Here is a 26,974-nt window from a genome sequence, read left to right as displayed (position 1 = left end):
ATCAAGGCTAGAAGCCAGGGCAGCATAAAGAGCCATCAAGGTTTTTACCCCCTCAATAGCTCTTTTCAACCCACTTTTTCAAACTAGTATAACATACTTGACAGTTGTCACATCTGTTATACTTTACTCTTCAGATTTTTTCTTTTTCCCTTCTTTCCGGTAAAGAGAGCGCAATTTAACACGGTTTATCGGTGAATAATCATTATGATGTTTTCTTGCATTTTTGCTTGTAAAACTCCTAAGATACCTCTCAGTCGTTTTGATGTTAGAATGCCCCAACTCACGCGACAGGCTAAACAAATCACCCCCTTCATCCAGGTACATACAAGCAAAGGTGTGTCGGAACGTGTGTGAAGACAGACGTACGTCATCAATCCCGGTTGCATCTTTGAGTCGCCTCATTAGACCCTCCATGCCTCCACGTCCAAAGGGATGCCCGGCATGACCTCTACCAACTCCCAAAAACAGGATAGGTTCATCAGGACGAGCGGGACGACGATATTTATGAATATACTTCCACAACAACGTACTGATCTTTGGATGAATACCTACCTGCCGCTCTTTCCTCTTTCCAAAGACAAAAATGTAGGTCTCATGAATATCCTCAACGCGCAGCCTTGCCACCTCAGAACGGCGAATACCTGTATCCAGCATCAGGAGAATAATCACATAATCGCGAAAACCACCAGGCGTTGAAAGATCAAACACCCCAAGCATCTCCTCTATCTGAAATTCAGTAAATGTGTCTATCACCTCTTCATCAGTTTGAGGATATTCTAAACGAGCGGCAGGGCTTTTTTCTAGCAAATCTTCCTTACAGCACCACGTAAAAAATGTCTTCCACCGTCGAATATAGCTACATATGCTAGAAGCCTTGAGTACACCACCATTCGCAGGAGGACGCGCCCTCTTCTTCTCAACAGGAGTCGTCAAAAGGTGCTGGACACACTGACGCAAATGCAACACCGTCACCCGCTCCAACTCTTCCACGCTAAACAAATCAGCTAGCAAACGAGCCATGATCGAGAGAGCCTGACGATATGCAACTTTCGTATAAGGCGAACACCGACGAGCCTCAAGACTCAACAGGTAATGCGTAATTGTCTCATCAACTTTCATAGGCACACCATCCTTCCTCAACAAGCTAACTGTACTTGTTTCCGGTGATAGTCCCACATATTAATCACTCTTCTTGATATACTCTTTCCCTCTTCTAGTGCCTCTATTAATACCCTTCTACTCAACCGCTTATAGACCTGATGCACTGCTAGCCGCGCCTCACGCGCAATCTGAGCCACAACCTCCCGTTTTTTTTCCGCATAGGCTTCAGGATCAACCTCGCGCACCTCTTCCAACTCTTCGGCGACCTCTGCATACCGCTCTCGCTGATATTCCTGCATATCGATATACCCTTCGACATCCCGCTCAACCAGCACCCAATCTGACCCCTGATCCTCTTCACTCTCCTCTAATGGCTTGCTATCGTCCCCTCCACCTGTCGTGTCGTGGTCTAAACCAGCGAATAACCGCTGGCGTAACTCCGCTACCCGCTCAGGAAAGAACTGACGCGAATAACAGACTCGATGGGCTTTACTGGTCACTAGCTCCGTCACCACCTGTGTTTCTACCCGATGCGCCCCATTGTCCTCAACAACCAGCACCTCTTTTTCTCGTTTTACCTCTTTCTTCCCCCTCTCACCGATGGATAAAGCTTTCATCAAGTATTTGGTGACATAGCCAATCGCCCTATTGTTGCGTATCCGCCGAATATCGGCAATCTTTGCCCCCCGGCCTTCATCCTCTTCTGTAGCAGGTCGATAATGCGTTGCCGACATCCAAAGCGGCTGAATGACCTCTTTATACGGGATACTCTCTACCCCTTTGAGCAATAAATGCCAGTGAAACCCGTTACGCTCGAAATCGCTATGTCGTTCCAGCACCGCGAAGTATTCGACTGGATAGGCTTCACGCGCCCCTTTATGGTTCGGCCCCAAGCCCTTTGACCCACGCCTCAAGGCTTGCATAAAGGTGGTCAGCGCACGCCGCGCCTCTTCGACCGTCTTCCCTGCTTTCGTGAGCGTGAGAAACAACACCGGTTCCGCTTGTCGCACCAGTTCACGCCACAAATTGACCTTGCGCGGCCCACAATAGGCACATTCCCACCGATTGCACCGCGCCCGTTGTACCTCCCCTGTGCGTTTATTCTGCCAGTACCGACGCAAAGCCCAGGGGTCTTTACAATAGTAGAGCGTTTCTACTCCATAGTGTTCTGCCAGCGCCGCTCGCTCTTCCACCGACAACGGAATAAAGTTCGGCGACGACTCAATTGCTTTCATCATATCCATAGGCATACCTCCCTACTTTTCGTGTGTGTGTTTGTTCATTCATCTACCTGTGTGACTTAACCATTTCAGTGTCAAGGGAAGGCACTGGCGCTTGTACGTCGTTCGGCGGGGCCCCTACCCCACCGCCGCGTACAAGCGCACCCCCGCCGCTCCTCCTGGCGAGAGATGGGGGGGAGTGAGTAGGCGCGTCGTTGGAGCAAGCGCCCCTAACCCGCAACGGACACGCCCCCCACTGCTACTGACCGCCACGCACCCTCTTGAGAAGGCGAAAACACAGCCATAGGACCATTCCCCACACAAACAGACATTCAAAAACCAGCCACCCCATATTGAGTTGCAGGACCATATCTGCCATAAGCACCGCCTTTGCTCTCATTAGAAGCGTGTGGCAAGGTTGCGGGCCCGCAGCGTTGCCACACACATACACACAAGCACCTTTACGGCAAGCTATTTCTGCACTCGGAACAGCACCAGCCGCCAGGATCATGCATCCAACAATATTCCTCTCCAATTGGCCCGTCCGCTTGCAACAAGCGCGTATCCACCGTAAACCAGCCACGCAGCCCCGCTTGTATCTGCTGATCGGTCCAGCCATACCCTTTTAACTCCTCTACTAGTTCGGTCAGGTTGACTTCATCACCATTCATACGTATCACCTCCTCTCTTATGGTTTGCCATTTAAGCTACGAACTTCGCAGGTACACGACCTCAACCACCCGATAATACTTGCCCTCATGGAGAAAACAATCACCGACCTGTGGATCACCAAAACGTGTCTCTGCTACGGAAGGCAATTCACCCCCGGTATGCCACGCCTCCTCATGACCATCTACCACCACCCGGTAGATCAAGTTACCCGATTTGAGATCATAACAAGCACTCTTCTGCGCACTGGAGAGCGTCCCTTTTATCGTCATCACCTCCACCACGCGCCCCCCAAGCAATGCAGAAGAAGACTGCGATGCTACTTGTTGGCTCCCAAACGCAGTACAACCAGCCAGAAACAACAACCACAAAACCACCACCAACCCAATAACACCTGTTTTCATAGGCATACCCCCTTTCATGGCAAGCCATTTACCGAGCAAGAGGCCCAAACCGCAACACTTTGGGCGAAGAAACCTCTTGCTCGTTCGCATGCTGCTTGATCCCTTGCATCATGACATGCTCTTGCACAATCTGATAAATGGACTGAATATCAGCCCCGCTCATTTCAGGATCAAGCACCATTTCCCACGCCTCACCGCTGGAGAGAGGGCAGGAAATACGACATTGCAGCCGACCAGCTTCTACCCCCAGGTGTAGCGTCCAGAGCAATCGCCCATCAGCAAACGGTGTAGGAGATGCCACATCTGACGAGGGTTCTTGATGGCTTGCCATTGGAGCTGCCACCCTCTTGCAGAGCGGCCCACCTTTGCTGGCAATGACAATCTCCTCCACCTCTTCCACCTCCATGTCGAGAAATTCGGCAAGACGAGCAATCTCTGTTCGGGCAGGAAAACGCTTGCCCCGTTCCCAGGCCGAAACGGTTTCAAAGGAGTAAGACCACTTCTCGGCTAATGTACTTTGCGTCCACCCCATCTCTTTACGATAGGTCCGAAGCAACACCGCGAATTCTTCCTGTTCCCTGGCGGCCTCACTACGATCATACAGCCCCAATTCCTCCGAGGTTTTGCCGAAGTATTCGCAAAGCTGGCGGCGAACATCAACGCGTGCAGGCTTGCCACTTTCAATGCGTTTGATAGTCGGAGTACTTAACCCAGTAAAGTCGGCTAACATTTGTTGTGACAAATTGCGCTGCATCCGAGCGAGCTTTAATGGATGCACCGACGACGCAGAAGAAGCAATTGCCATGAGTCCACCCCCTTAAAAAATGCCTAAATCAAGCGTATTCATGCCATACAGTTGACAGAGGTACTTTTTATAGAGCACGGAGGGCTTGCTCACACCACGCTCCCACCGACTCACCATATCCACGCACACTCCAGCCGCAGGCCGACCAGCCACCGCAATCAGTCCTGACAATTCATTCACGACATCTTGTTGTGACCACCCACGCAGCAAGCGCTGATACTTCAACGATGACACCCCTGGCATCAAGGGAGCAACCGTCACCACACCAGCAGAAGATGTAATAGAAACTGACATGAGCCATCCCTTTCTTGAGATTGACATCCTGACCCATGTCAGCGATACTAGACACGAGCCAGTAAAAACGACCGAACAGTGTTTGACCTGGACTCACTGTTGGCTGAGGTGTACCAAACCTTAGCCAACACTCCTAATAGCAAGCCATTTCATCTTTTCACATTCACACTAAACACACTATCATGCTCAGAGTATACCATGATATCTTTTCGTCTGTCAACCTTTTTCACATTCACATTATAAACATTCTCACTAATTTCAAAAGATGAACTTTTGTTCATCTTCACACTTAACACAAATTGATGTATAATAGTTTTGTGGTTAACATAAATCACACTCATATATAAAAGGGACTCGAACAAAAGGGAGCATAAAATGGCTAAACTCAGCGACAGATACTACACAGGAAGAGAAGTACAGCGCAAATTAGGCATAACCGAACCAGCCTTGCGCAACCTTGTAAACCAGAAAAAGTTAAGGAAAGTAATCCCACCGGGAAGACAAAACGGTGTCTATCTTCGAGAAGAGGTAGACACATATGCCGAAAAGTGGTTTGCATTCCTTACCGCCCAGGAGCCACCTAAAACCGTTTTCGAGATAGCAAAACCCGAAGATATGGACGCAGTTTACGACCTCTCTAAACGCGCAATAGGGCAAACCATGAGCGCGGAAACCCGTCGAGACTGGCTTTCTAAAAATGCCGAGAGTTGCTATGTCGTCAAACACGGCGAAAAAGTTGTTGCTTTCTTCCATCTACTTCCACTTGAGCATGAGGCACTGATAAACTTCATGGAAGGGAAACTAAGAGGCTGGGACATCACATCCAAAAACGTAGAGCCATTCGAGCCAGGAAAACCCCTGGAATGCCTGCTTATAATAGTCAGCGAGCAGGATGTTGACGATACTACCCGGATGCATTATGTCAGAGTACTCATAAGGGGTATAATGAGCAGAATGAAAGAATTAGGAAAGGATGGTATCATTCTCACAAAATTGTACGCAACCAGCCAGACCCCAACGGGAATAGCAATGGCTCTACATGCAGGAATGAAAGAATATGGTCAAAGGCTAGGAAAAAGGCTAAAGTTTGTCCTGGACGTTGAAACCTCTCAATCATTTCTGCTCGACAGCTACAAAGAAGGTCTCAAGGAGTGGGAAAAGCAAAATAAACCCAGGCGTAAAAGCAAGGAGGCAACCAACAACGCATAAACAATAAGCTCAGGCTCTTACAAGATATCTACCACCTGATACCGCCGTAAGAGCCTCTATTTATCTCATCTACACACTAAACGACTCATCAATATATCGAAGAAGCTGCTCAGAACTTTCAAGCACGCCATCACGCCCTTTAGATCCAGACACCCGACGCTTGACCTCAGCAATAAAGATGTTTAAAGCAGCCTTCATCAATTCTAACTCCTCAACGAGCAAGGGCAGTGAACTAACGTAGGACAACTTAAAGATAAGCACCTGCAACATCAGTAGATCAGCACTCCGTTTAGCAGAAGGCATCTTGTTCTGCATAAGATACGTTCCATAGAACTGAAGAATAGCCCGGAGCGCCAGGACATCATTTTGCGAAATCGGCACAACTGTATGTTCTCCATCCTCCATACAAAAATCCTTCCTCATATCTCGAACTTCCTATACCGATAACAGTACCTATGACTACGTAGCTCTAACTATATAATTACGATTTGAGTTCTGTCAACAAGCAACCCCTGCTACAATCAAACTATCATCAATCAGGAGAAACTTTTGAGGATACGGCTAAGAGTAAAGGAAATCGCCGAGCAAAAAGGGTACAGCATGGGGAAACTTGAGCGGCTAGCAGATCTCTCACATCCAACCATTAGAGACATATTCCGCAATCCCTATAAGGAAGTTACGACAACAACGCTTGCGAAACTTGCAACTGCACTCGATGTACATATCTCTGAATTGTACGAGGAGATACCAGATAATGAAGGCACCAAACCAGAGGTATAACGGAATGTTCACGGCAAGCCATTAGCCACCCTTCAACCTTCCCCAACTCATAAACAGCAAACAAAAACAGATGTGTAAATCTCTTCACACATCTGTTTCTTTTTCAACCTCTGCCGAGCTATCATCCCTCTTTAGACTTTGTATGCACTGCATTAAGCGTGTTTGCGATGCCTAGTTTCAAACTCTCCCGAGCAGCCATGCCTCTTTAGGCTGAAGAAAGCTGTGCAATTCCTACAATCACCAGAGGGTTTCAAACTCTCCCGAGCGGTCATACCTCTTTAGGCCACAACTGCTGCGCCAACTAGCTCTCTACTGATCCTGTTTCAAACTCTCCCGAGCAGCAGCCTCCTTTTAGACTGTGAACGAGGAGGAAAAACCCGATCTCGACCTCGTGTTTCAAACTCTCCCGAGCTGCTGCCCCTTCTTAGGCCCGCATCGATGGTCTCTTGCGACTGGACCTGTTGATGTTTCAAACTCTTCCGAGCAGCAGCACCCTCTTTGACGGCTACCCCTCTAGTATAGCTTGAGAAGCAGCCAAAATCTACCATTTGCGCGAGTCTCAGAAAAAGAGGCATACCTCACCAAAAATCCTAGCTAGAGAAAAAGCAGAAGTATAACAGATGCAGCACCATAAAAGAGCGTAAAACAGCCAGGGAAGTCATTTCACACCTGATTATACTGTATAAGTATAACATATTCCATCCTGCATTGCTGTGTAGAGAACACACACTTACTCACCGCCCTCTTCTTCAACCCGTATCAGAGCTTCCCGGTCGCTTCTCGTGCAAAAGTTGTATCGAGATCGTAAAGCAATAGCCTTATTACCTAATTACAGGCGGTTTCCTTGACGAATCATCACCACTCGTGCTAATTAATGAGGGGATTGTGGATTCCTTATCGAAGACGCTTCTTTGATTGGCCGGGTTACTAAACAAATATATTGAAATATATCCACATATTTTACAGCCTGGAGAAACAAAACACTATTTTTGCGAGGAATGCATGCAACGAGACGAGCAAGCCACCTACTCATCAGCTGTGCCAACCGGCGGTAAATTAATCAAGCGCCCTTTTCCCTTCCACAAAATAGAATTAGCCGAAATAGACCACGACCATCCACTGGATCTTCCAGCGACCAGGCTCTCTCTCCTCGAAGGTAGAGGGATCACACGAGAGCGAGATTTCTCTCTGAGTCCAGAAGACTATCAGGTGATCGACAATCATATCGAGGACGATCTTGACCTGAGCAGTATGAGTACAGTTCACCTGATGCAACTCAGTGGCCTGATGCAGGCGGTTTCAGCCCCTATGCCTGCCATCGAGATCAAGAAGGCGCTCACCGGCTCGATCCCTGCGGTAAAGATAGAGAATGGACAGATCGCGCTCGATCAGCAATTACCGCACACCGAGGGGCAGGCTCCAGTGAGAGCACAGCCAAAATGGAAGCAGATGCTCAACACTCCGCTTGCCAAAGGCGCTATTGGTCTGCTGGTTGGTGCGGTCATTATTCTTCTGATGAGCCGCCTGATTAACTTCACGGAGACCGCCCACGTCATCGCGGAAAACCTGACCACGTTCCCTGGCATTCTCCATACCGTGATCTCAGGGATGGCCTTTGCAACCGCGTTCAGTTTGCGTGGCGCGCGTTGGAAGCTCTTTTTGAGCCGCATCCAGAACGTGAGCTTCTTAACGGCTATTCGTATTTTCTGGGTTGGCGTCTTCCTCAATTTCATCTTACCGGTTCAGGGCGGCGAGTTGGCGAAAAGCGTAATGCTGAAGCGTACCACAGGTATCCCGGTGAGCCAATCATTGCCAACCGTTGCAATGGATAAGGCGCTTGACCTGATGCCGGTGCTGTTCATTATCGCCATTGTGCCGTTCATTCCGGGCATTCACATGAATATCACGCTCTGGTTGATTCTGGCACTGGTTGGCGGCATCCTGATCGGCATGGTTGTGGTAATGGGATTGATGATCTGGAAACGCGCGGTTGCAATGGCTCTGATCCATTTCTTTCTGCGCTTCCTTCCGAAAGGTATTGGGCAAAAAATCGAAGGCTTCGCAATGGGCTTTATCAATTCGCTGCTGGAAGGAGCCAGTCGTCCGCAATCGTTTATTCCAGCATTGATGTTGACTGCTTTAGCGGTCCTTTGTGAAGGAATCTTTGCCTGGGAAGGGTTTCAGGCGGTGGGTCTGTCTATGAACCTCGGCATTGCGATCTTTGGCTACACGGTCTATACAATGTTCTCTATCCTACCCAATCCTCCCGCCGGTGTTGGCACCAACGAAGGGGCCAAAGTCATAGTCTTCGTCACCCTGCTAGGCTTCAATACGGTAAAAGTGAATGCAATGGCGATCCTGGTGCATCTTGTCTGTGTCATCTTGATACCAAGCATTGGCCTGATCTCATTGCGCACGCTTGGTTTGAACCTCTCCGGCCTCTTGAATCGCCATGAACATGCTCAGGAGGGGGCCAAAACCAGTGCATAAGGGGTGCCAGCCCTATATGCTGCGAAATCAGGCCGCCGCTGTACTGGAACCTTGTTATAGCAACGACGCTATATCTCTACTTTAAAAAACTGTGCCAGCCAGCACTCTATAGCTCTGATGCTATACCCCCGCTTTTGATTCTGAAACGCTTGTCGTTGTTGCCGGGCGTTCCTCTGTCTCTTCTTCGGCGGGCGTAGCACTTCGGATCAGGCCCGTAACGATCAATACGGCCTCAATCACTGCAACAGCGGCTACGAATGAGCGCGGCAGGCGAATACCGAACAGGTTATCCAGCGAGAAACGCCCCGGACCCGTCATGGTAAGCGCGAGGGCCGTTGCGATGTTGATGACTGGCAGTTCCGCTCCGCCCTTAGTGGCCCAGATAGGTTTGCCTCCATGAACTTTGAGCGCCGCGATGAGCATTGCTCCGATTGTCCCCAGCGGCCCCAGAGGATGTAGGAAGCCAGTTGTTGTCAACACGCCACCACCAAACTCGGAGGTCGAAGCTGCCGCGGCCCAGGGTGCGCCGGGCATAAAACCCATCGATTCGACCATCCCTCTCGTCCCCTTCATCCCCGGTCCCTCAAACCAACCGAAGAGCTTTTGCGATCCATGACCGGCCAGCAATCCACCTACAACCAGCCGCAGAAGCAACAATCCAGCGTCTTGCATCATGGAGCTAGATTCTGAACGGCCTATCAGAGTGATGATACCCTTGCGCATGGGGAGTATATTCTGCCTTTTTAACGTCTGTTTCATCGGTGTGATTCCCCTTCTTGACTTGCAGATTGCGTCAATAGCTTTGAAAATTAGAAGACATGCCAGTGTCAACACCTACACGCTCATGAGGAGAAAAGCGTTTCTCAGCTATTGGTTGGGTTACACAGAACGATTTTAACCTGATAAACTCATGTCGTAGTCGAGCGATTTATCGCGGCGGGGAACAGCACGACAAGCGCCCCGCGATAAATCGCTCGACTACGAATTATGGGATAAAAACTGGCCCTGACTGGTGTGTCAGGGCCGGCTGGAGGATAAGTATTAGTTAACGGCAACGGCGGCATCAATGACGCCAGATCCCATTTGACGATTAGAGATGCCCGGGGCGCTATAATCCAGGCTGTAGTTATACGTTGGTTGCGCTGGATTCGAGCTGATAGGCGGTGTAGCATTGGTGTTGAAGAACTCTGTCACCGATCTACGCAAAAGCTGACTCAGCTGGGTTGCGGTAAGGCTAGGATGGGCGGCAAGAGCCAGCGCTGCTACCCCTGCAACCTGTGGAGTTGCCATTGACGTGCCCTGGACGTTCATATAACAGGTGTTGCATGGCTTGCCGCTGGCATCCACAGCCCAGGCTCCAAAGTCGCCCGGATTGTCGCTGGCCGTTGGCGCTGAGGGGTCTAGACGGGCGCAGCTATCGCTCAGGCAATCAGATTTGGGAATGTTGTAGTTACGACTGCCTCCCGGCGCTGAGACATCGATACGCGGTCCATAGTTGCTATAGTAGGTAAGTTGATCGCGCAGCCCGGTGCCGAACTGCCCAAATTTCGTCGCCGCCTTGCTGGGCGCCAGTCCCGTAATACGGTTCACAGCAGCGACCGAGACCACACCTGGAAGACCACCTGGGATCTCCGTCGTACCGCGCAGATCGTTTTTGGGATCATTCTTGGGACTGCTATAAGCAGCGCTGCCAACGCTTCTCACGCGTCCCTGCTGATCCAACTGCACGTGCTCATTACCTGACGCTGCAATGACCAGTGTACCATGCTTGAGCAGATAATTCACAACCTGCTGATAGGCGCGATAGATGACTGGCTGATCGCCGACCTGCTCTTTGGTGCCACAATAGGCCGAGCCAGGAACAATACCATCAGCACATAGGAAACCGCCCAGCGACATGCTTTCGATGCGCGCGCCAACCTCATTGCCGTAGAGCATGCCCGTGAGAATCCAGCTGTCGGTGCCGGAGCCGCAGGCACCCAGCACGCGAATATTGATCAGCGTCGAGGCGGGAGCTATTCCAGTCATTAGCGGACCGTTGATACCTGCGACATGCAGATTAGTCCAGGTGCCATGTCCATTGAAGTCCTCGGTGCTGCTATAGGTATTGGCATCTTGCGGGCAAGCGGGACTTGGCTGCACGAATGAGCGGCTGGCGATAGCATTATAGTTGCTGCCTACCTCTTCATGTGTGGAGCGTAGCCCGGTGTCCAGGACCGCGACGCGAACACTGGCTGAGCCTTGCGTAGTTCGCCAGGCTTGCGGCAGATGCATACGTGCCATATCCCACTGGAATGGACAGGTCTTGGTAGTGCTGGAGCAGCCTTTAGGCTTACCTGGAGCGCTTTTGATGGCGGCACCCTCATCGGTGGGGATTTTCATGTGTAGGCCATCTTGCGCCACGCCGCTCACCCCTGGCATGGTCGCTAAATCAGCTGGATTGCTCGACCGCACGATCAACAGGCCGGCCTGCGAAAAATCTCTGATGATGGTATGCCCATGGGCCTTGAGGGTCGCTTGATTGGCCCGCGCGCCTGCATTGTACAGGACAATATATGTGGAGACGGGAGCAGCAGCTTTCGCGCTGAAAAGGGCGCTACCGAGTGCCATTCCCACGACTGCCAGAGCAATCGCACCGAGTAGCACGGCTATACTCCAACGCGAATGGAGAATACGCATACGCGTCTTCCTTTCCTACTAACTGAAAATACGTTGCAGCTTCGCAGCTTCATATAAACGACGCCCGGATAGCCTTTCGCGCATTGCCACTCTATCTGGCGAGATGCGAGATGCTGCTAACAGTTCAGTTTTTCTCGTTATATCGCTTATCTTCCTATTTCGGGCATCACTGAGGAGGAGTATAGGGCAGGCAAAAGCAAGCGTCTAAGGAGAAAACCTGTGATTCTGGTTAAGAGCTGGTTATGATTCAGATTATATGTAATGTTTTTCACACATTAATATCGATATTAGCAAATATATACAAAATTGAATACAAGAAGAATCTTCTATTTTCTTGAATCAATAAGTACAATGCATAGAAATACCTTACAGGGTTGAGGGGCCAGATGGAGGGTATCCGTTCTCTCAATTTGTTGTAGCATACAGAACGTAGTAGAAAACAATTATTGCTTGTTGTTTAGAGAGGAAAACTACTTATGTATGCCTGGTATCTTGTGCCTGTTGATGGGGTCACTCAGTTACAGAAAAGAGAGCTAGAGCAGCCACACGCCGGACCGGGACAGGTGCTCGTGAAGATTCGCGCCGCCTCTTTGAATCATCGCGATCTCTATATGCTTGAGCGGTCCGCAGCAGCAAACAGCCCTTTGATCCCACTATCGGATGCAGTTGGAGAAGTGCAGGCGTTGGGCGAGGGAAGCACGCACTTTAATGTTGGTGATCGCGTGCTGCTCCCCTTCTTCCCGCGCTGGTTCGATGGTCCCCCACGCGAGGAAGTTCTCCCGGCACGAGGCGAGCCTGGAACGCCAGGCGTGCTGGTGGACTATGTTGTTGCTGAAGAGCGAGAATTGCTGACGCTGCCTGAGCATCTCACCTATACAGAAGGAGCCACGCTGCCCTGTGCTGGCGTCACAGCCTGGAATGCGCTCTCAACGGGTAATCTACAGGCTGGCGAAACGGTCCTGGCGCTGGGAACCGGAGGCGTCTCGATCTTTGGCATCCAGTTTGCAAAGGCAGCCGGGGCGCGTGCAATAGTCACCTCCCGCTCGGAAGAGAAGCTACAGAAAGCGCGCTCTCTGGGTGCGGATGAAACGATTCATACCCCTACCTATCCGCAATGGGATGAGCAGGTGCGCACACTCACAGGAGGTCATGGCGTCGATCACGTGCTTGAGGTCGGAGGGGCTGACACCATTACGCATTCGTTGCGCTCTATTCGCCTGGGCGGACATGTCGATTTGATCGGCGGATTGGGTGGCTTCACCGGCGCGGTCAATCTCGGCGATCTCCGTAGTCGTCTCGGCGTTGTGCAAACCTTCTATGTTGGCAACCTCGCCACGTTCGCTGCCATGAATGACTTTATTACCCAACATCGTATCCATCCAGTCATCGATCGTACATTTCCCTTTGAGCAGGCTCCAGCAGCATTCGAGTATCTGGCAGGCGGAGCACATCTTGGCAAAGTTGTTATCGAGTGGTGATGTCTTTCGTAGTCGAGCGATTTATCGCGGGAGGCAGGTGGGATGTGCTTCCTCCCGTGATAAATCGCTCGACTACGAAAGACATCACCAGATTTGTTCGTAAAAACTCATTATGGGAGGGATGTGGGCCTTGCTGACGATTCCTTCCCTCTTTCCTCCTATTGCAGATCAATACCAGATGCTATAGTAATGTCGCTCTTATTTGCCAGAAGCCTCAAGTAAATGGCCTTATTCATCAGGAACAGAGGAGTTTATTGTATGCATCCCCATGCCGGGTTAGATCGTTCACAACACCTCCCCTGGTGGGTGATTGTCGCTGGTATCGCTGCTGTGATGCTCATTGCCAGTCTGCTTATCATAAACATACCAGATCGATTGTCTAGCAGAACCACCAATAAAAGCATCACACCTACCCCAACTCAAAGTCAAAGCGCGCCTATCTCTTCGGCCTCCCCGCTCATTTTTGGCACCAACCTCGATCTTTCCGCAAATCGCGATCAAGCGCTTACCACGCTCTCTCCCACCCTGGTGAATGTCCCCGTGCATAGTGTGCGCCTCGCGCCACCTTCCAACTTAAAAGATGCCGCGCTCAAGAATATTGCTCTGACGCTCAAAAACATGGATGTCGTGCCCGTCGTTGTCTTACAGGACTTGCTCACCCCCAATGCGATGGCGACAAATACGCGGATCGTGAAGGCGATGCAGAGCGCCTTTGCGGGCGAAGCGGTTCGCTATGAATATGGTGATGAAGAGGATGCACTGGCAGTCAGCGCCGAAACCTACACAGCTGGCTGGAACAAGGCGATTCCCGAACTCAAAAAGCTGGCACCGGGAGCGCTTTTTCTGGGTCCAGTGACGTACCACTTTGATAGCGCCTATCTCAAAACCTTTTTGCAGAACGCACAGCCACAGCCGGACGAGATAAGCTGGCATGAATATAGCTGCAATAACAATTGGGACAACGAAATCTGCCTCAACCGTATCAACGACTGGACACAGCACATCCAGAGTGCCCGCGAGCTTATGAAGGCTACAATGGGCAAAGAGGTACACGTTATTATTTCAGCATGGAACTATGCCGCCAACAGTCAAGTGAACGATGACAAGAGCAGGGATGCTACGTTTATCAAGAACTGGAACACCCGGGCATTGCAAACGCTGGCCGAGAATGGCGTCTTCGCTGCAATGCACTGCTCCTGTCTCGGTAGCGCTACCGATCTCACCTCCGACGATGGAACCTTGACGACACCGGGTGCTACCTTCCATGCTACCTACTTGACTTTGACGCGACAACGAGCCGCCTCTGACACGATCTCCGCCCCCACATCATCACCCAATCTCACCGCTACGAGTGTTGCCAGCGATCCCTATCTCACCCATCAAGGCACGCTGCTGGTCAATGATCCGTTAAACAAACCGTTCCTCTGGCGAAATAAAATCGCTAAGGGCTGGGGCGGCGCCTGCACATTCAAGAACGGAGCCTACTCTATCAGCCAGGTCGTGACCGATAACCGCTATTTTCACTGCGACGCTGGAACGCTGCACACCAGCAACTTCATTTACGAAGCACAGATCACACTGCTCAAAGGCGATTGTGGCGGCATCACTTTTAGATATAACGTCAAAGATAATTCGGGCTATCGCTTTGTCGCCTGCGCCAATGGCATTGCACGCTTGCTTGCCTATCCCGATGGTGGACACTACACACGGCTGCTTGATGAGCCTGTTGCGGCCCTGCACACCGGCTACAATCAGAGCAATCTGCTGGCGGTCGTCGCACGCGGCAACACGCTTGATCTGTACATCAACAAGCAGAAAATTGGCAGCTTCACCGACAACACGCGGCATGATGGGATATTCGCGCTCTTTGCCGCCGCCTTTGGCAATCGCACCGAAGCAACATTTCGCAACGTCAATATCTGGCGCTTATAATAAATATTATCGTAGTGGAGCGATTTATCGCGCAGAGGCGGGATTGCGCGATAAATCGCTCCACTACGATAATATTTATTATTCTTTGATCCCGTGCCAGCGCTCAAGATGTTCCGCATGGGTATGTAAATAGGCTCCAGGCTGGAAGAGCGTGTCGTAGTATTCCAGATCGAGATGGTGCGCCTGGACATACATGAGAATAAAGATGGTTGGCACGGTCGCCGGGAACTTGCCGAAGGTGTCGTAGGCATATTGTGCCTGCAATGCCACACACTCGCGAAACTTTTCATCGTGGACCTGCGCACTGCTATTGCCGTGAGTATGAGCATACGCTCCAACTCGGTTAGCGGCAGCGGCTCGTGACGCGAACGATAGGCGAGAGGTCCATCGGGTATCTCAGCGCCCCAGAAGAAACGGCGCGATCTGCGGCCAAAAAGTGCTTCAACCAGGGGAAATTCGAGAAGATCTTGTAACGCCTGCTCTTCTCGTTCTAGCTTTCCAGCTTCCAGATTATCCTCACTCATATCTTGACCTCGCAATCATAGATCTGATACCATTCTGTAAATCAAAAAACATGAACTTCCCTTTGCCTGCAATGGCCCTCTCTGCATCCTATCATACACCCTCCCACTAGCTAAAAAAGTGTAGGCAGATCATCTATATTGTTGAGCAAGATATCGCAGATCACGCGCGAATAGAGCGAGGTTACAGTCCCTTCATCGAGCCAGAGCACCGGACACCATTCACTTCATCTATGGCTATCTGATAAGTAATTTGTGTAAATTACACAAATGAAATATTCTTTTTGTAGAGTTTAAAATTAATTTCTGGACATATAACAATAAAAAATATGGTCATCTCTCTCTTTTTTAGGCAATTTGCCCGATAAATTGCAGCTGTTTTTATGAAACCTATCCCTGTTCTGTTTGTCCGCCTGCCGCTATACTTTTACTAGAACGAATGAGTTGAAGGATTCAGCGCGGTTTCCTCCACAGGGAGCAAGGCTGGCCTGGTGCCTTCCATCTCTTGCTCAGCCCCAACGACGCCTCACCATCCCTTCATTCCCTGGAAAAGGAGCTATTTTATGAACGCAGCTTTGCTGAAAGAGAGCTTTAGCCTGATTGAACCGGAAAAAGACGAATTTGCAGCATCATTTTATCAGCGATTATTTGAGAAATATCCAGCAACACGTGCATTCTTCGCAAATACTGATATGGAGAAACAGGCGCGCACTCTGGCTGCGACGCTGGCCGTTGTTGTCGCAGGCGTCGAGAAGGGGGAAGATCTGATCCCGACGCTGCAAAAGCTGGGAGCACGCCATAAAACCTACGGCGTGGTTGCCGATCACTATCCCATTGTTGGCGAGGTGCTGATTGAAACATTCCAGACCACCCTCGGCCCCAAATGGACCCCAGCCTATCAAGATGCCTGGGTTCAGGCATACACTGTGATCGCGCAGGTCATGGTGAGCTAACGCCTCCTGCTCTTGCTCATAGATTTGTTGGAGAAGGTAAAGTCAACGCCCTGGCGCTGCAAAAACTCCTGAAAGTGGGTGTAGAACTCGCTGCGATCCTGCATCGTAATCACAGAAACGGCATCGGCTGTCTCAATAGCATAGGGATAGCCGCTGCCCTCGGCGATGATTTCAGCACGTACCACATCCATCACCGGCTCAACCAGCCCCTCGTCAATCATCCAGCGCGGGAACTCCAGGCGCGCGGGCGGTCGCCTCGTCTTGGTTTGCAGATAACAGAAGGCCACCTGATCGCGATAGGGGCCGTAGCTCTCCAGAATATCATTGCGGGTGCAGATCATCGCAGGCGTACGGTCCCCCCACTTCAAGCGTCCCTGCCAGAGCAGCGCGTCGTGAATGCGCTTGGTTTCGCGCAAAATCGGTTGGCGTTCGGTGGCATCGAGGCGGCGCAACATGGTAATCATGTCGCGGGCATAGCTGGTATCGATGTAACCAATCAGCGGCACACGCAACTGTTCAGAGGCGCGCAACAGCGAGACAGCAGAGCGGATATAGCGGTCGCGATAGGGATTGGGCATGGTCAGGGCAAAAGAGACGACCAGCGAGCCATCGAAGAAGACCACCGGGCTATGGACAGGATCATCGGAACGGCGCGCAGCTGCGCACTGCTCCATCTGCTGACAGAGCGTGTCGATCTCCAGTAGATAGCGACGAAGCGTGACCTGCATGTCTGAATAGGGATAACTATCGGGATCGGCACTCTCGCTTCTTGATTCCTCCATGATCTCGTCAGGGGTCAACACCTCCATGCGCACATCTTTGGTGTACGGTCGGCCCGGCGTGTGTGGATTGATAAAAAAGCCGACCTGGATTAATGCCACTGGCACCGAGGCATCGCGCCAGGGGAGCAACTGGCTGCCATCAACCGCCAGAGTTGTGATGCCCTCGATGCACTCGGCCCATTGTCGCGCCTGCTCGTGATTGGTAAATTCGCGACCAAAGGGGAAGACAGGGCCGCGATAATCGTTCATCTCGGCGTTGACCAGCCAGCGATCAAACTCGATGCTCGGTCGCGCACCCGCTGAAGGCATCCCACTCTCATCTGGCGGCAACATATGCTCTAGTTGAGCACTGGAGACATAGCGCTGATGGAGCGTCTCCAGCGAGCGGCGATAAGCGCCGAGTTGTTCGCTAAAGTTGCCGTCGTAGAGCGAGAACTGGCCCTGCTTGAGCTTGAGCGCCGCCTGTAGTTTCCCTTTGTGCAACATGGTGTGATCCCCTTTGGTATCGACAGCTTTTATTGAGAGATCAACATGGTGTGATCCCCTTTAGTATAGATTTTTATTGCGCTATATAAATATTATCGATGTTATCCTGGCCCCAGATCGTGTTGGGCGCTGACTCAGTGGATTTCTGCGGCAAAGCATCCTCGTTCTGCAAGCGCGTCTCGCCGCCCGATTTTTGCAGCCGAATCAGGCTATCCAATCCCTGCTCAAAGGTGTCATCATGGCTGATCACAATCAACTGCTCAAAGCCACGCACACGGCGAATCTGTTCGGCCAGATTCATGCGCCGCAATTCATCCATATTCTGCGTTGGCTCGTCGAAAAAGGCAAGGTTGAGCGTGGAGAGCTTTTTCAGCAGCGCCAACCGCACCGCAAGGGCCGCGCTCATCTGTTCGCCTCCGCTTAGCTGGGCAAAGGTGCGGTTCACGCCCTGACGCCGCAGAATGATCTCGTAATCGTTTTGCCACGAAAGATGAGCGCTGCGGTCGCCCATAATCTCGCCAAAGATGCGGTTGGCCTCAGATGAGATATCGTTCAGCATCGCTTTGAGGACAAACGGCGCGGCCTCTTTGATCAGCTTGCGAAAATATTCCGTCATGGTATGCAGATCGTCAAGCTCCTGATACTCGTTGCGCGCCGCTTCCAGTTCGTTCTGCTTCTCCTCCGCTTCGGCGATCCTGCCCTCCAACTCGTTCATATATTTTTGATGATGCTGCATCTTCTCAGCCAGTCCCGCCTGCTCTTTACGCAAAAGATCGAGGCGATCGCGCACCCTCAACAACTCCGCTTCGTCAAAGTTGGAGCGAGCTGCCCAATAGGTTTGCTCCATCTTTTGCAACGTCTGCCGGGCCAGTTCGCTTTCCCGCACCAGTTGTTGATAGTCGCGCTCTCGTGCGGGCAATGTGCGTGCGACTTCGATAGATTTGAGGTAAGCGTGATAGCCAGGACGAGTCATTTGCAAGAGCGCGTCCTGCCGGGCAATATTGGCGTCGAGTTGCTCGTAGGCGGCAAGCTGCTGCTGAAGCTCCTGCAAGCGCCTCTGTAGCTCGAAGGCGCGTTGCTGCTCTCCACGCTGCTGTTCGAGATGGCTGCTTTCCTGGGCAATTGTATGCTGCTGTGCTTTGCTGCGTGTGCGTGGATCGTTGAGTTGGTCAAGATCCGTCTCCACGCCCTTGAGCAGGTTCTCGCTGCCACGCAGACTCTCGGCCTTCTGGCGTCGTTCGCGCACATCCTGTTCGCACTGCTGAATCTGCTCCACTAGCTGTTGCACCTGCCTTTGCAGACCCGGCAAATCGCTCACTCGTGCCGCTGCATTCTTGCTTTCGTTGTAGGCCACCTCGACCTCACGCAACTGCTGTTCGACCGTTTGCAGCTCGTCCAACTCGCGGGTCAGGTTGGCGATATCGCGTTGGAGCCGTGTGCTTTCCTGGCTGTTGCGCCCAGCCTGTTCGGCCAGTGTGTCGCGCCGCTCTTTATATTGATCCAGTTTGTTGAGTGCGTCGGCATATTTTTTGATCACACTCATGCGCTCCGTCACGGCCTTCTGTCGCTGTCCCACACCAGCCAGTTGTGCATGTTCCTTCTCTAAAAGGCTCTCAAAGTACGATTCCAGGCTGACCAGACCACGCTGCTTGATATTGAGACAGCTTTCGTTGAGCAGGGGGCATTGCCCACCAGCCGATTGCGCCCTGGATTTCGCGTACCCTTCGATATTGCCTTCCAGCCGGTTCTGCTGAGCTGTCAGCTTTTCGTAGCGCTCTTGCAGGCCCGACATCTCCTCGGCCTCGCTGCGATGTTCTTCGATGATCGCGACGTTGTTCTCTGCCTTGCGCAACCGTTCGGCGATCTGCTCGCTCTCGGCCTGCCTTTTTGCCAGCTCTTGACGCTTTTCCTGCAACTGTTCTGTTTTGTTCTGGCGTTGATTGCGCTGCACCCGCAAATCCATCAATTTCTGCGTATGTTCCTGCAAGCTGTTGGCAATGGGGACCAGCGGCTCAATCTCGCTGATTTTTTGTTCAAGCTCCTCTTTTTTGCGCTGATAGCCATCTCGTCGTATGACAAGCTGCTTGCCCTCAGAGACGATATTGGTATAGAGGACGCATTTTTGCCGGAGGTCGTCACGCTGCTTCTCTAATTCAATCTGCTGATCCACCAGTGGTGCCAGTTCGACCACAAGCTGGCGTGCATCGGCTACCTCCTGCAAGCGTTTTTGTAGATTCTCCAGATTGGTCTGCGTACGTGCCTGTTGATTTTGCAGAGTAGCCTGTTGTTGCCGCAGAGCTGAGCGCTGTTGTTCGTCCTGCCTCAGCTTTTGCAGGGTCACTTCCGTCTGCTGGTAGCGCTGATAGTCGTCGCTGCTCTCGTTGACGGCTTGCTGGGCTATTTGAGCCAGACGAAGCTGCTGTTCGTGATGGGCCAGCAATTTTTGTGTGCTTTCATGCTTTGTTTTGCTGGTCTCATAACCGTTTTTGAGTTCCTGCAAGCGATTATACTGTTCGGTAAGCTCGATCAGGCGCGCTTCAAGCTGTGTCAGTTGGATCGCCCACTGTGCGTTGAGCTGCTTCCATTCCTCGTCCTGCACACGGGCATCTTTCAGTTGTTCGCGCCAGACGGTCAGGTTGCGCGTCTCATAGGTCAGTTGATCGATCTTTGCCTGCTGGGTTTGTTTCTGATCTTTGTATTCATGCTGCGTTTCGAGCAGATTATCGGCGGCGGTTTTGTAGTCCTCAATCTGAAGCAGGGCATCAAAGGTTTGTTTGCGTTTAGATGGCGTTTCGAGAAAAATAGCGGTGAAGGTGCCCTGGGGGACGCCGAGGGCATCGCGGAAGAGCGAGTCGAGGGGACGTTCGCGGTCGATGCCAAAGAGTTCATGAAGCTTATCAAGTACGTCGGCGCTCTGCTCGATGCGCATATTGGCCTCTTCATCGTGAATGAACCAGCGCGCCCCGGAACCGCAGCGGCGTTCGACGACATAGGGGCGCTCGTCTCCACCGATCAACTGCACCACGATGCGACCATGTTTCTCTCCCTCTCGCACGAAACGTGCCTGACTGTAGGGGAGATAATCGAAAAGGGCGTAGCCGATGGCTTCTACAAGTGTGGTTTTGCCTGCTCCATTCTCGCCACTGATGGCGGTGGTGCCGCGCCGAAAATCGACGGCAAATTTGTGATAACTCTTGATATTTTCTAACTCAATACGTGTAATGAGCATATGATCCTGACAGCCTTCCCAATGCAAACAAACAATGAATAATCTCTCGGCTCCTTATTCTCTCTCCCCATCTGAAATGCGGTTGCCCTTAGTGTACAAAAATTCCAGTGCTACGTCTAGCAGGAGATTACCCGTCAACCTTATTCGTCCCCTTGTTCTTTCCGCACACATTGTGTATGCTCTTCTTTAACTGTACAAAGAGAGAGCTATACACATCGAAACCATGAAGGAGCTAATGTATGAAGCAGATCGGGATATTACAAACTATGCAGGTGGGAGCACCAACGCAATATGGCCGGGCAGGAGCAGACAATACGATGGAACGGCGATGGAAAACATCTTTTTTTCGCGTTCCAACGACGCAACCGCGCTGGCTTTTCACTACCCATCTCGAAGGCAATGCTCAGGCGGATACGAAGAATCATGGTACGCCCTCCCAGACTATACTGCTATATGCAGCAGCTCACTATCCGCTCTGGCAACATGAATTGCAACATTCTGAAATCGGTCCTGGCGGTTTTGGCGAAAACTTTACCATTGATGGATTGACGGAGGAAACGGTTTGTATTGGAGATATCTATGCAATTGGCGACGCGCATATTTGCGTGACGGAGCCGCGTTATCCCTGCTGGAAGATCGAACGGCGTTGGAACATGCCAGGATTGACCGCTCGGGTCGCAGAAACAGGACGTACAGGGTGGTATTGTAACGTTCAGCGGGAAGGACTGATCGAGCCGGGCCTGCCAATTTTTCTCGTCGAACGCCCTTATCCATTGCTCACAATTGCTCTCGCCAACGACATTGTACATGGTCGCAGCAAAGATGTAGAGAAGGCACAGGCTTTTATTGATTGCCCACTGCTGCACCACAGATTCTGGCGCGATATCATCGCTCGACAGGTTGGGCTGGAAAAACAAATAGAGGACGAAGGGTAGCTCGCCCTCTATTTCACTGACATCTATTGTTCGTTAATATCGATGCCACCGCTTGTGGTGTGGAGCGTCAACGCGGGCTGGGGAGCGCTGCCAGTCGTTGTCGTCCCGAACGCGTTATGGATACCGCCGGAAGTTGTCGAGGCATCCAGCTTAAAGGCGGCGTTGGAGGGCAGAGTCAGATCGATGCCACCGCTCACGGCCTCCATATGATAGTTGCCATAAGGATCAAGCGTCCCTTGAAATTTGATGCCGCCGCTGGTCGTTGTGAGGCGGGATTGCCCCTGAAGCTGGATATGGTTTGCCTCAATGCCACCCGAGACGGTGGAGAGCATCATAACTCCGCTGGCATCATTGAGGTGAATACCACCAGAATCGCTCGATAAGTTCAGCGTACCGCTAAGATGATCCGCCTCCACGCTGCCGCTCTCGGTCTGCGCCTCAATCGTTCCATTGATCCGTTCAATATCAACGTTGCCCGATGCGTTGTCGATTTTGAGGTCAGTCGTAGCGGGTACAGTGATGTCCAGTTGCACCCCATGCATATTCATTAAGCTCCACGTCTCATCACTGGTGACAGAGACGGTATCGCCCTGTTGCTGATAGCTAACCTGTACATCATCGAGGCTGCCACCGATGCCGCGCGTGTATTTCGTTCCCCGCACGACGATGCTATCGCTCTTTCCTTGATGAATGTGGATTACGCCTGCGGTATTGCTGACGACCAGTCGAGCGCGTCCAGCAACCTTGAAGGTATGTATTGGCAAGGCAGCTGTCTGACGGAACGCGACCAGCCCCCAGAAGACGATGCCTATGATGAGGATTGTCAGCACAACCCACACTGGCCCGATGCCTATCCGTTGCCTCTCTCTTCTATATCTTCCTCTCGCATTGGTAGGCTGATAATATGCTTGCTCACGTGGATCTACATTGATCATGTGCCGTTCATTCTCCTGCGTTTGCATTCTTGGCCTATCTCCATTTTTATAGAAAATTTAATGAGGATTAACATTTTTAGCGTGTTAAAGTACTTATTCCATACTATGCTTAGAGTATAGAATAATAATATTACGTCTATATGGCAGAACTGTTACAAAACTGTGCCATTTTGACTCATTGTGACCAACCGTCTGTAAGTCTCTGACGTATGGCCTGCGTGATATCTTGAATGCGTTCCGCAATAGTTCGCATCACCTCTTCTCGATCGATTCGATCACGAATTGGTTTGCGATCAGCAGGCAATGGTTCAAGCGCACCCACAGGAGTCTTTTCCCAACTCGCCGTATGGCGTATGAGCACCGGAAACACCCAGGCTCCTCTCATTTCTCTTTGTTCGATGGCAACCTTCATCTCCTCATAGCAGAGATCAGATTCCAGAAAGTCGGGACTCATCAAGAAGAGAATAAGATGAGCTTGTTGGAGACAGGTTGCAATATCTTGCTCCCAATTTACTCCAGGAGAAATAAGGCGTTTCTCCCATAAACGAACATCAGGCTGACGCCTCACCATGCTCAGTTGTTTCCATAATTCATCCAGAAGTGCTTCGTCTTCCGGTGTTGAGGCAGAAGAGATATAGATATGAAGGAGCGGTGCTACATTTTGAGCAACCTGCAACTGAACTTTGTCGGCCTCCTGTACCAAAGCTTTTCCTTGCTGAATGGTTAAGGCTTCATCACAACTGGGGCTGACAATTTGCTGCTTCCGCAGGCACCAGACAGCAAGACTGCTTTCCTGTGGCCCATTAGTCACAATGAGTGGGAGATGAGGGTGCCAGGCAATAATTGAAATTTTAGCGGCCGACATTTGTAAATCCGTCAACGTTGTCATTGGTTCCCAAATATCCGTGCGCCAGAGGTGAAAGACAGTCTCCTTACCTGAGGAAGAAGTCGTAGCTAGGAGTTTCCCATCAGGGGACCAGGCCATAATCTCGAAAGCGTCATTTTCACTCTCAAGGACGCGCAGCAGCCTTCCAGCAGCATTCAATATATGTATTGTTTTCCTCAGATACTGCATTCCTTCTATCTGAAAGAGAGCTAAAAGTTTTCCGTCGGGAGACCAATGCGGATATATACCTTCATGTATGTGCAGAAGAACGCCTTGAAGAGGTTCCCACAACTCCACCTGATAACCACCCCTCCCATTTTGGCGATTCACTGTTAGAAGCTTTCCATCGGGCGACCAACTTACATCATAGGCCGGATTTTGCCCAGCTTCCAATCTATGCACCAATCTCCCCATAGCTGGCTCCCATATCTCTATAGAGACTCTATTTGTTGGAAGAAAGGTGTCAACGGCGAGGAACTTACCATCAGGGGACCAGGCTAGACGAGAGCGTCTGCCTTCACTACGTCCTAAGGTTCGTAAAAGCTGACCATTGGTTGCATCTAGAATCTGCAATGTTGCTTCTCGATTGGAGCCAGATGGATTAGGAGCATCAGCCAAAAATTTTCCATCAGGCGAACAAGTCCAGGTGTTGAGGTGTCGATGAGGAGGAGCAGCGTTCAGCAACTTTCCGTTAGTCAACTCCCACGCCTGCACATCGTCCCGCAAAGCACTGACAAGATGTTGGCTAGCGGGCAGCCAGAACAAGCTGAACGCAGTTATAGGCGGAGTTGTAGGTATAGCAAGAGTGTCCAGAAGTTTCCCGCTAGTCAAATCCCACACTCTCAGTTTACGGCCATTTTGTCTCTTGCTTAAAGAAGAGGTGATAAGCTGCTGTCCATCGGGCGACCAGAGCGCATGTATAATTCCATTACTCTCTGTCCGGTCCCCGTCCATGTGGTTCAGTGTATACAGCAGTGTTGCGTCTGCGAGCATGATCAGCTATCAGATACCTGTTCTCCCGGTATAATGAGAACCTGTCCCGGGTAAATTTGTTTAGGATCTACCTTTGGATTTGCGTTTTGCAATGCATTGGGAGATACCCCAAATCTTTGGGCAATGGCGTTAAAGGTATCATTTGCTACCACAGTATAAGAAACAGGTTTACTAAGCAACTGAATAGCGGTTTTACCGCTAGCCGAAGTACGGTCTATACGTACAACTAATTCCAGCAGTTTGCGATGAGTAAGCGGATCTTTTACATTTTTGGCCTGTTCTAACAGCGACTTCTGAGTCTGAGCCGCGTTCTGTTGCATACTGGAAAGTTGCTGTTTCGTATGAGAAAGTTGTTGTCGCATAGGGGCAACTTGAGTAGCGAGCGCGTGAAGTTGAGTTGTCTCCCCATCAAGCCTGGTAAGGGCCATTATATAAGCAACCAGAACGAGCAAAACTAAAAACAGAAAGATTACAATCACAGCAACAGAACGCCAGTTTCTTCTCCCTCTATTTAACTGTACATTCAGATGCCTGATAAGAGCTTGCCCTCCTATCGGTAATTGGGACACTGGCTCATTGCCTGTTCCGCTTACCACTTGACCATTCACATCATGCCGGATGATCAGCTTATGAGCGCCCGGCTGGCTATCTCTCGGCGGATCTGGCGTTGTATCTGTTGATGGTATCCCTCGTGCTGGTGCAGGTGGCGGAACACGTGTATCTGCCGGGGTTGGTTCTTGAGGAGATCCCAGATTAACAGTAGAGGTAAGCACATCAGGAGTCCGAGGTGCAATTTTTTGCCAGGCTTCAAACGCGGGCGTGTTTAATTGAGCTGCGTGCCCATCAGAGATGACCAGCACTCCGTTTGTCAGAGCATAGCAATCGGGACCGGAAAAGGCACCATAATGGCGATTTAGAGGATCAACAACCAGAGCCACTTGCCAGTCAGCTGTATAACAATATTTTTGATTGGTTTGATCCGTGCTAGACATAAAGATACCGTGACCAGGATGTGTATGATACCAGCCGATTTTGCGTATAATATCTCCCGTATCTGCTAATATTCTGTCAACTTTCGCATTGAGACGAGCTATTTCTTCATGGGAGACCTCAACGGACGCAACATTGGCGTGGACGCGCTCTGCCGGTAACATATCAACAATCTGGACCCAGTTTTCGGCCCGTTCTGCGTCGTAAAAGACACCACCAATCAGTATACCGAAGCGCTCAACATTACTGATCTCAGTAGCATGGTGGAAAATTTTTGTTAAGGCGCTCTGAAGAAATACCACTTTCAAGCGGCTGGGTGTATACCCGTGTGTGGGCACCCGATATTGCCATCCGTCAGGACTACGGGTCCATTCGTCACGCTTGTTGAGCAGCTCAGGAAAGGCCAGTTGTTGAGGCTGATAAACGCGCAATCCTTTATTGAGGAATCCCTGTACGGGCACTGGAACAACGGGAGGAGAAGCGGATACCCTTTCCTCTGCCTGACTCCTGCTAATGGACCGGCTCATGGCATACGCTCTCTCTCCTGCCTCTGAAACTGCTGGCACCCCCTGACTATCATTCCTCCTTTCAGCGTCAGGCCCTGAGCGTGCATCATAATCCGAGGAACGGCTGTTCTTCACCTTGATATTCATACCAGATCCCCGTTTATCTTTCACCTTAAATTGCTCATCGGCGACATGACGAGGAACTGACGGCAACCGCAAGCCTGTCTCAGTTCCCAATTGCTGCCTGTATCCAGGATGACTTTCTAGCCAGCTTAATGCACGCTGATTAGAAGCCAATCGGGGGTCCATATAACGAAACGTAAAGAGATCCCATAACCATAACACTGTGTCCTCTAAATTTCTCCTGCTCTCATAATCCCGTGACAGGGGGAAATTTGGATGATAAAGGGGATAGGAGTCTACTTTTACATGAAGCCTAGTAACATATGGATATGAGCGTGGAATACTAATACGTAGATTATGTGGTGAGTACACAATTACTTTTCTGTCACACACCACATAGCTTCTCGTGAAGAAGGTCAGCCTGATGGTAAACTCTTCACTGCTCGCTGCTTGATTCCACTCCATACTCAGGCGTTTAGGTTCTGCATTGGCTTCCACCAGACGCGCTACCTGCCGTATTTCGGCCTCAACCTCGTCACGCCTCCGCTGCTCCTGCTCAGAAAGCATCAGGCGT

General features: G+C 50.9%; 22 protein-coding genes and 1 pseudogene. 7 read left to right on the top strand and 16 right to left on the bottom strand.

What is annotated here, in order from left to right; translation table 11 throughout:
• Nucleotides 1-123 precede the first annotated feature (123 nt).
• From K3T83_RS19475 to K3T83_RS19450, 7 genes are all read right to left on the bottom strand, one after another.
• Complete coding sequence (locus K3T83_RS19475) at nt 124-807, bottom strand: tyrosine-type recombinase/integrase (RefSeq protein WP_220204623.1); 684 nt, start codon at nt 805-807, stop codon at nt 124-126.
• Between the two features lie 329 nt (nt 808-1,136).
• Nucleotides 1,137-2,345, bottom strand: coding sequence for a rolling circle replication-associated protein (locus K3T83_RS19470; RefSeq protein ID WP_220204622.1), 1,209 nt, complete (start codon nt 2,343-2,345; stop codon nt 1,137-1,139).
• A gap of 114 nt (nt 2,346-2,459) precedes the next feature.
• Nucleotides 2,460-2,594 carry a hypothetical protein gene (locus tag K3T83_RS57250; protein ID WP_268963469.1) on the bottom strand — a complete coding sequence of 45 codons (135 nt, stop codon included), beginning with the start codon at nt 2,592-2,594 and terminating at the stop codon, nt 2,460-2,462.
• A 188-nt stretch (nt 2,595-2,782) separates the two neighbouring features.
• A complete protein-coding gene (locus K3T83_RS19465; protein WP_220204621.1) occupies nt 2,783-2,992 on the bottom strand; it encodes a hypothetical protein in 210 nt (69 codons plus the stop codon).
• A 36-nt stretch (nt 2,993-3,028) separates the two neighbouring features.
• Complete coding sequence (locus K3T83_RS19460) at nt 3,029-3,394, bottom strand: hypothetical protein (protein WP_220204620.1); 366 nt, start codon at nt 3,392-3,394, stop codon at nt 3,029-3,031.
• 28 nt (nt 3,395-3,422) lie between these two features.
• Complete coding sequence (locus K3T83_RS19455; RefSeq protein WP_220204619.1) at nt 3,423-4,199, bottom strand: helix-turn-helix domain-containing protein; 777 nt, start codon at nt 4,197-4,199, stop codon at nt 3,423-3,425.
• A gap of 12 nt (nt 4,200-4,211) precedes the next feature.
• Nucleotides 4,212-4,493: a helix-turn-helix domain-containing protein gene (locus K3T83_RS19450; protein ID WP_220204618.1), complete on the bottom strand. Its 282-nt coding sequence runs from the start codon at nt 4,491-4,493 to the stop codon at nt 4,212-4,214.
• A 375-nt stretch (nt 4,494-4,868) separates the two neighbouring features.
• On the opposite strand from K3T83_RS19450, the gene K3T83_RS19445 reads away from it, so the two are divergent.
• A complete protein-coding gene (locus K3T83_RS19445; protein ID WP_220204617.1) occupies nt 4,869-5,702 on the top strand; it encodes a helix-turn-helix domain-containing protein in 834 nt (277 codons plus the stop codon).
• A gap of 69 nt (nt 5,703-5,771) precedes the next feature.
• Here K3T83_RS19445 and K3T83_RS19440 read toward each other — a convergent pair whose 3' ends face one another.
• Nucleotides 5,772-6,107: a hypothetical protein gene (locus K3T83_RS19440; protein WP_220204616.1), complete on the bottom strand. Its 336-nt coding sequence runs from the start codon at nt 6,105-6,107 to the stop codon at nt 5,772-5,774.
• Between the two features lie 144 nt (nt 6,108-6,251).
• On the opposite strand from K3T83_RS19440, the gene K3T83_RS19435 reads away from it, so the two are divergent.
• Together K3T83_RS19435 and K3T83_RS19430 are read left to right on the top strand one after the other, a co-directional pair.
• Nucleotides 6,252-6,482: a helix-turn-helix domain-containing protein gene (locus K3T83_RS19435; protein ID WP_236064932.1), complete on the top strand. Its 231-nt coding sequence runs from the start codon at nt 6,252-6,254 to the stop codon at nt 6,480-6,482.
• A 1,002-nt stretch (nt 6,483-7,484) separates the two neighbouring features.
• The gene (locus K3T83_RS19430; protein ID WP_220204615.1) at nt 7,485-8,972 is read left to right on the top strand and encodes a lysylphosphatidylglycerol synthase transmembrane domain-containing protein; all 1,488 of its coding nucleotides are present in this window, start codon (nt 7,485-7,487) and stop codon (nt 8,970-8,972) included.
• A gap of 120 nt (nt 8,973-9,092) precedes the next feature.
• Here K3T83_RS19430 and K3T83_RS19425 read toward each other — a convergent pair whose 3' ends face one another.
• Together K3T83_RS19425 and K3T83_RS19420 are read right to left on the bottom strand one after the other, a co-directional pair.
• On the bottom strand, nt 9,093-9,731 hold the full coding sequence (locus tag K3T83_RS19425) for a DoxX family protein (RefSeq protein ID WP_220204614.1): 639 nt from the start codon (nt 9,729-9,731) through the stop codon (nt 9,093-9,095).
• Nucleotides 9,732-10,013: 282 nt separating this feature from the next.
• Nucleotides 10,014-11,651 carry a S8 family serine peptidase gene (locus K3T83_RS19420; protein ID WP_220204613.1) on the bottom strand — a complete coding sequence of 546 codons (1,638 nt, stop codon included), beginning with the start codon at nt 11,649-11,651 and terminating at the stop codon, nt 10,014-10,016.
• A gap of 476 nt (nt 11,652-12,127) precedes the next feature.
• On the opposite strand from K3T83_RS19420, the gene K3T83_RS19415 reads away from it, so the two are divergent.
• Together K3T83_RS19415 and K3T83_RS19410 are read left to right on the top strand one after the other, a co-directional pair.
• Complete coding sequence (locus K3T83_RS19415; protein WP_220204612.1) at nt 12,128-13,129, top strand: zinc-dependent alcohol dehydrogenase family protein; 1,002 nt, start codon at nt 12,128-12,130, stop codon at nt 13,127-13,129.
• Between the two features lie 258 nt (nt 13,130-13,387).
• The gene (locus tag K3T83_RS19410; RefSeq protein ID WP_220204611.1) at nt 13,388-15,061 is read left to right on the top strand and encodes a hypothetical protein; all 1,674 of its coding nucleotides are present in this window, start codon (nt 13,388-13,390) and stop codon (nt 15,059-15,061) included.
• Between the two features lie 78 nt (nt 15,062-15,139).
• Here the strand turns inward: K3T83_RS19410 and K3T83_RS19405 are convergent.
• Nucleotides 15,140-15,370, bottom strand: a pseudogene (locus K3T83_RS19405) (hypothetical protein); the annotation flags it as partial.
• A 775-nt stretch (nt 15,371-16,145) separates the two neighbouring features.
• On the opposite strand from K3T83_RS19405, the gene K3T83_RS19400 reads away from it, so the two are divergent.
• Nucleotides 16,146-16,535, top strand: coding sequence for a globin family protein (locus K3T83_RS19400; RefSeq protein ID WP_220204609.1), 390 nt, complete (start codon nt 16,146-16,148; stop codon nt 16,533-16,535).
• Here K3T83_RS19400 and K3T83_RS19395 read toward each other — a convergent pair.
• Together K3T83_RS19395 and K3T83_RS19390 are read right to left on the bottom strand one after the other, a co-directional pair.
• Entirely contained in the window at nt 16,532-17,803 is a 1,272-nt protein-coding gene (locus K3T83_RS19395) for a DNA double-strand break repair nuclease NurA (RefSeq protein ID WP_220204608.1), read from the bottom strand. The genes K3T83_RS19400 and K3T83_RS19395 overlap by 4 nt on opposite strands.
• A 73-nt stretch (nt 17,804-17,876) precedes the next feature.
• Nucleotides 17,877-21,032: an AAA family ATPase gene (locus K3T83_RS19390; RefSeq protein ID WP_220204607.1), complete on the bottom strand. Its 3,156-nt coding sequence runs from the start codon at nt 21,030-21,032 to the stop codon at nt 17,877-17,879.
• 239 nt (nt 21,033-21,271) lie between these two features.
• Between K3T83_RS19390 and K3T83_RS19385 the strand changes: the two genes are divergently transcribed.
• The gene (locus K3T83_RS19385) at nt 21,272-21,967 is read left to right on the top strand and encodes an MOSC domain-containing protein (protein WP_220204606.1); all 696 of its coding nucleotides are present in this window, start codon (nt 21,272-21,274) and stop codon (nt 21,965-21,967) included.
• 23 nt (nt 21,968-21,990) lie between these two features.
• Here the strand turns inward: K3T83_RS19385 and K3T83_RS19380 are convergent, their stop codons facing one another.
• The 3 genes from K3T83_RS19380 to K3T83_RS19370 all read right to left on the bottom strand — a co-directional run bounded on the left by K3T83_RS19380 (nt 21,991) and on the right by K3T83_RS19370 (nt 26,967).
• On the bottom strand, nt 21,991-22,929 hold the full coding sequence (locus K3T83_RS19380; protein WP_220204605.1) for a DUF4097 family beta strand repeat-containing protein: 939 nt from the start codon (nt 22,927-22,929) through the stop codon (nt 21,991-21,993).
• 148 nt (nt 22,930-23,077) lie between these two features.
• The gene (locus tag K3T83_RS19375; RefSeq protein WP_220204604.1) at nt 23,078-24,781 is read right to left on the bottom strand and encodes a TIR domain-containing protein; all 1,704 of its coding nucleotides are present in this window, start codon (nt 24,779-24,781) and stop codon (nt 23,078-23,080) included.
• 2 nt (nt 24,782-24,783) lie between these two features.
• The gene (locus K3T83_RS19370; protein ID WP_220204603.1) at nt 24,784-26,967 is read right to left on the bottom strand and encodes a LysM peptidoglycan-binding domain-containing protein; all 2,184 of its coding nucleotides are present in this window, start codon (nt 26,965-26,967) and stop codon (nt 24,784-24,786) included.
• Between the last annotated feature and the right edge of the window lie 7 nt (nt 26,968-26,974).

This window comes from Reticulibacter mediterranei, assembly GCF_016587455.1.
This window is presented reverse-complemented; position numbering and strand designations above follow the sequence as displayed.

Coding starts and splice junctions, on each gene's coding strand:
- K3T83_RS19470 (WP_220204622.1), bottom strand. CDS start 2,345: ATGGATATGATGAAAGCAATTGAGTCGTCGCCGAACTTTATTCCGTTG.
- K3T83_RS19465 (WP_220204621.1), bottom strand. CDS start 2,992: ATGAATGGTGATGAAGTCAACCTGACCGAACTAGTAGAGGAGTTAAAA.
- K3T83_RS19460 (WP_220204620.1), bottom strand. CDS start 3,394: ATGAAAACAGGTGTTATTGGGTTGGTGGTGGTTTTGTGGTTGTTGTTT.
- K3T83_RS19455 (WP_220204619.1), bottom strand. CDS start 4,199: ATGGCAATTGCTTCTTCTGCGTCGTCGGTGCATCCATTAAAGCTCGCT.
- K3T83_RS19450 (WP_220204618.1), bottom strand. CDS start 4,493: ATGTCAGTTTCTATTACATCTTCTGCTGGTGTGGTGACGGTTGCTCCC.
- K3T83_RS19445 (WP_220204617.1), top strand. CDS start 4,869: ATGGCTAAACTCAGCGACAGATACTACACAGGAAGAGAAGTACAGCGC.
- K3T83_RS19440 (WP_220204616.1), bottom strand. CDS start 6,107: ATGGAGGATGGAGAACATACAGTTGTGCCGATTTCGCAAAATGATGTC.
- K3T83_RS19430 (WP_220204615.1), top strand. CDS start 7,485: ATGCAACGAGACGAGCAAGCCACCTACTCATCAGCTGTGCCAACCGGC.
- K3T83_RS19425 (WP_220204614.1), bottom strand. CDS start 9,731: ATGAAACAGACGTTAAAAAGGCAGAATATACTCCCCATGCGCAAGGGT.
- K3T83_RS19420 (WP_220204613.1), bottom strand. CDS start 11,651: ATGCGTATTCTCCATTCGCGTTGGAGTATAGCCGTGCTACTCGGTGCG.
- K3T83_RS19415 (WP_220204612.1), top strand. CDS start 12,128: ATGTATGCCTGGTATCTTGTGCCTGTTGATGGGGTCACTCAGTTACAG.
- K3T83_RS19410 (WP_220204611.1), top strand. CDS start 13,388: ATGCATCCCCATGCCGGGTTAGATCGTTCACAACACCTCCCCTGGTGG.
- K3T83_RS19400 (WP_220204609.1), top strand. CDS start 16,146: ATGAACGCAGCTTTGCTGAAAGAGAGCTTTAGCCTGATTGAACCGGAA.
- K3T83_RS19395 (WP_220204608.1), bottom strand. CDS start 17,803: ATGTTGCACAAAGGGAAACTACAGGCGGCGCTCAAGCTCAAGCAGGGC.
- K3T83_RS19390 (WP_220204607.1), bottom strand. CDS start 21,032: ATGCTCATTACACGTATTGAGTTAGAAAATATCAAGAGTTATCACAAA.
- K3T83_RS19385 (WP_220204606.1), top strand. CDS start 21,272: ATGAAGCAGATCGGGATATTACAAACTATGCAGGTGGGAGCACCAACG.
- K3T83_RS19380 (WP_220204605.1), bottom strand. CDS start 22,929: ATGCAAACGCAGGAGAATGAACGGCACATGATCAATGTAGATCCACGT.
- K3T83_RS19375 (WP_220204604.1), bottom strand. CDS start 24,781: ATGCTCGCAGACGCAACACTGCTGTATACACTGAACCACATGGACGGG.
- K3T83_RS19370 (WP_220204603.1), bottom strand. CDS start 26,967: ATGCTTTCTGAGCAGGAGCAGCGGAGGCGTGACGAGGTTGAGGCCGAA.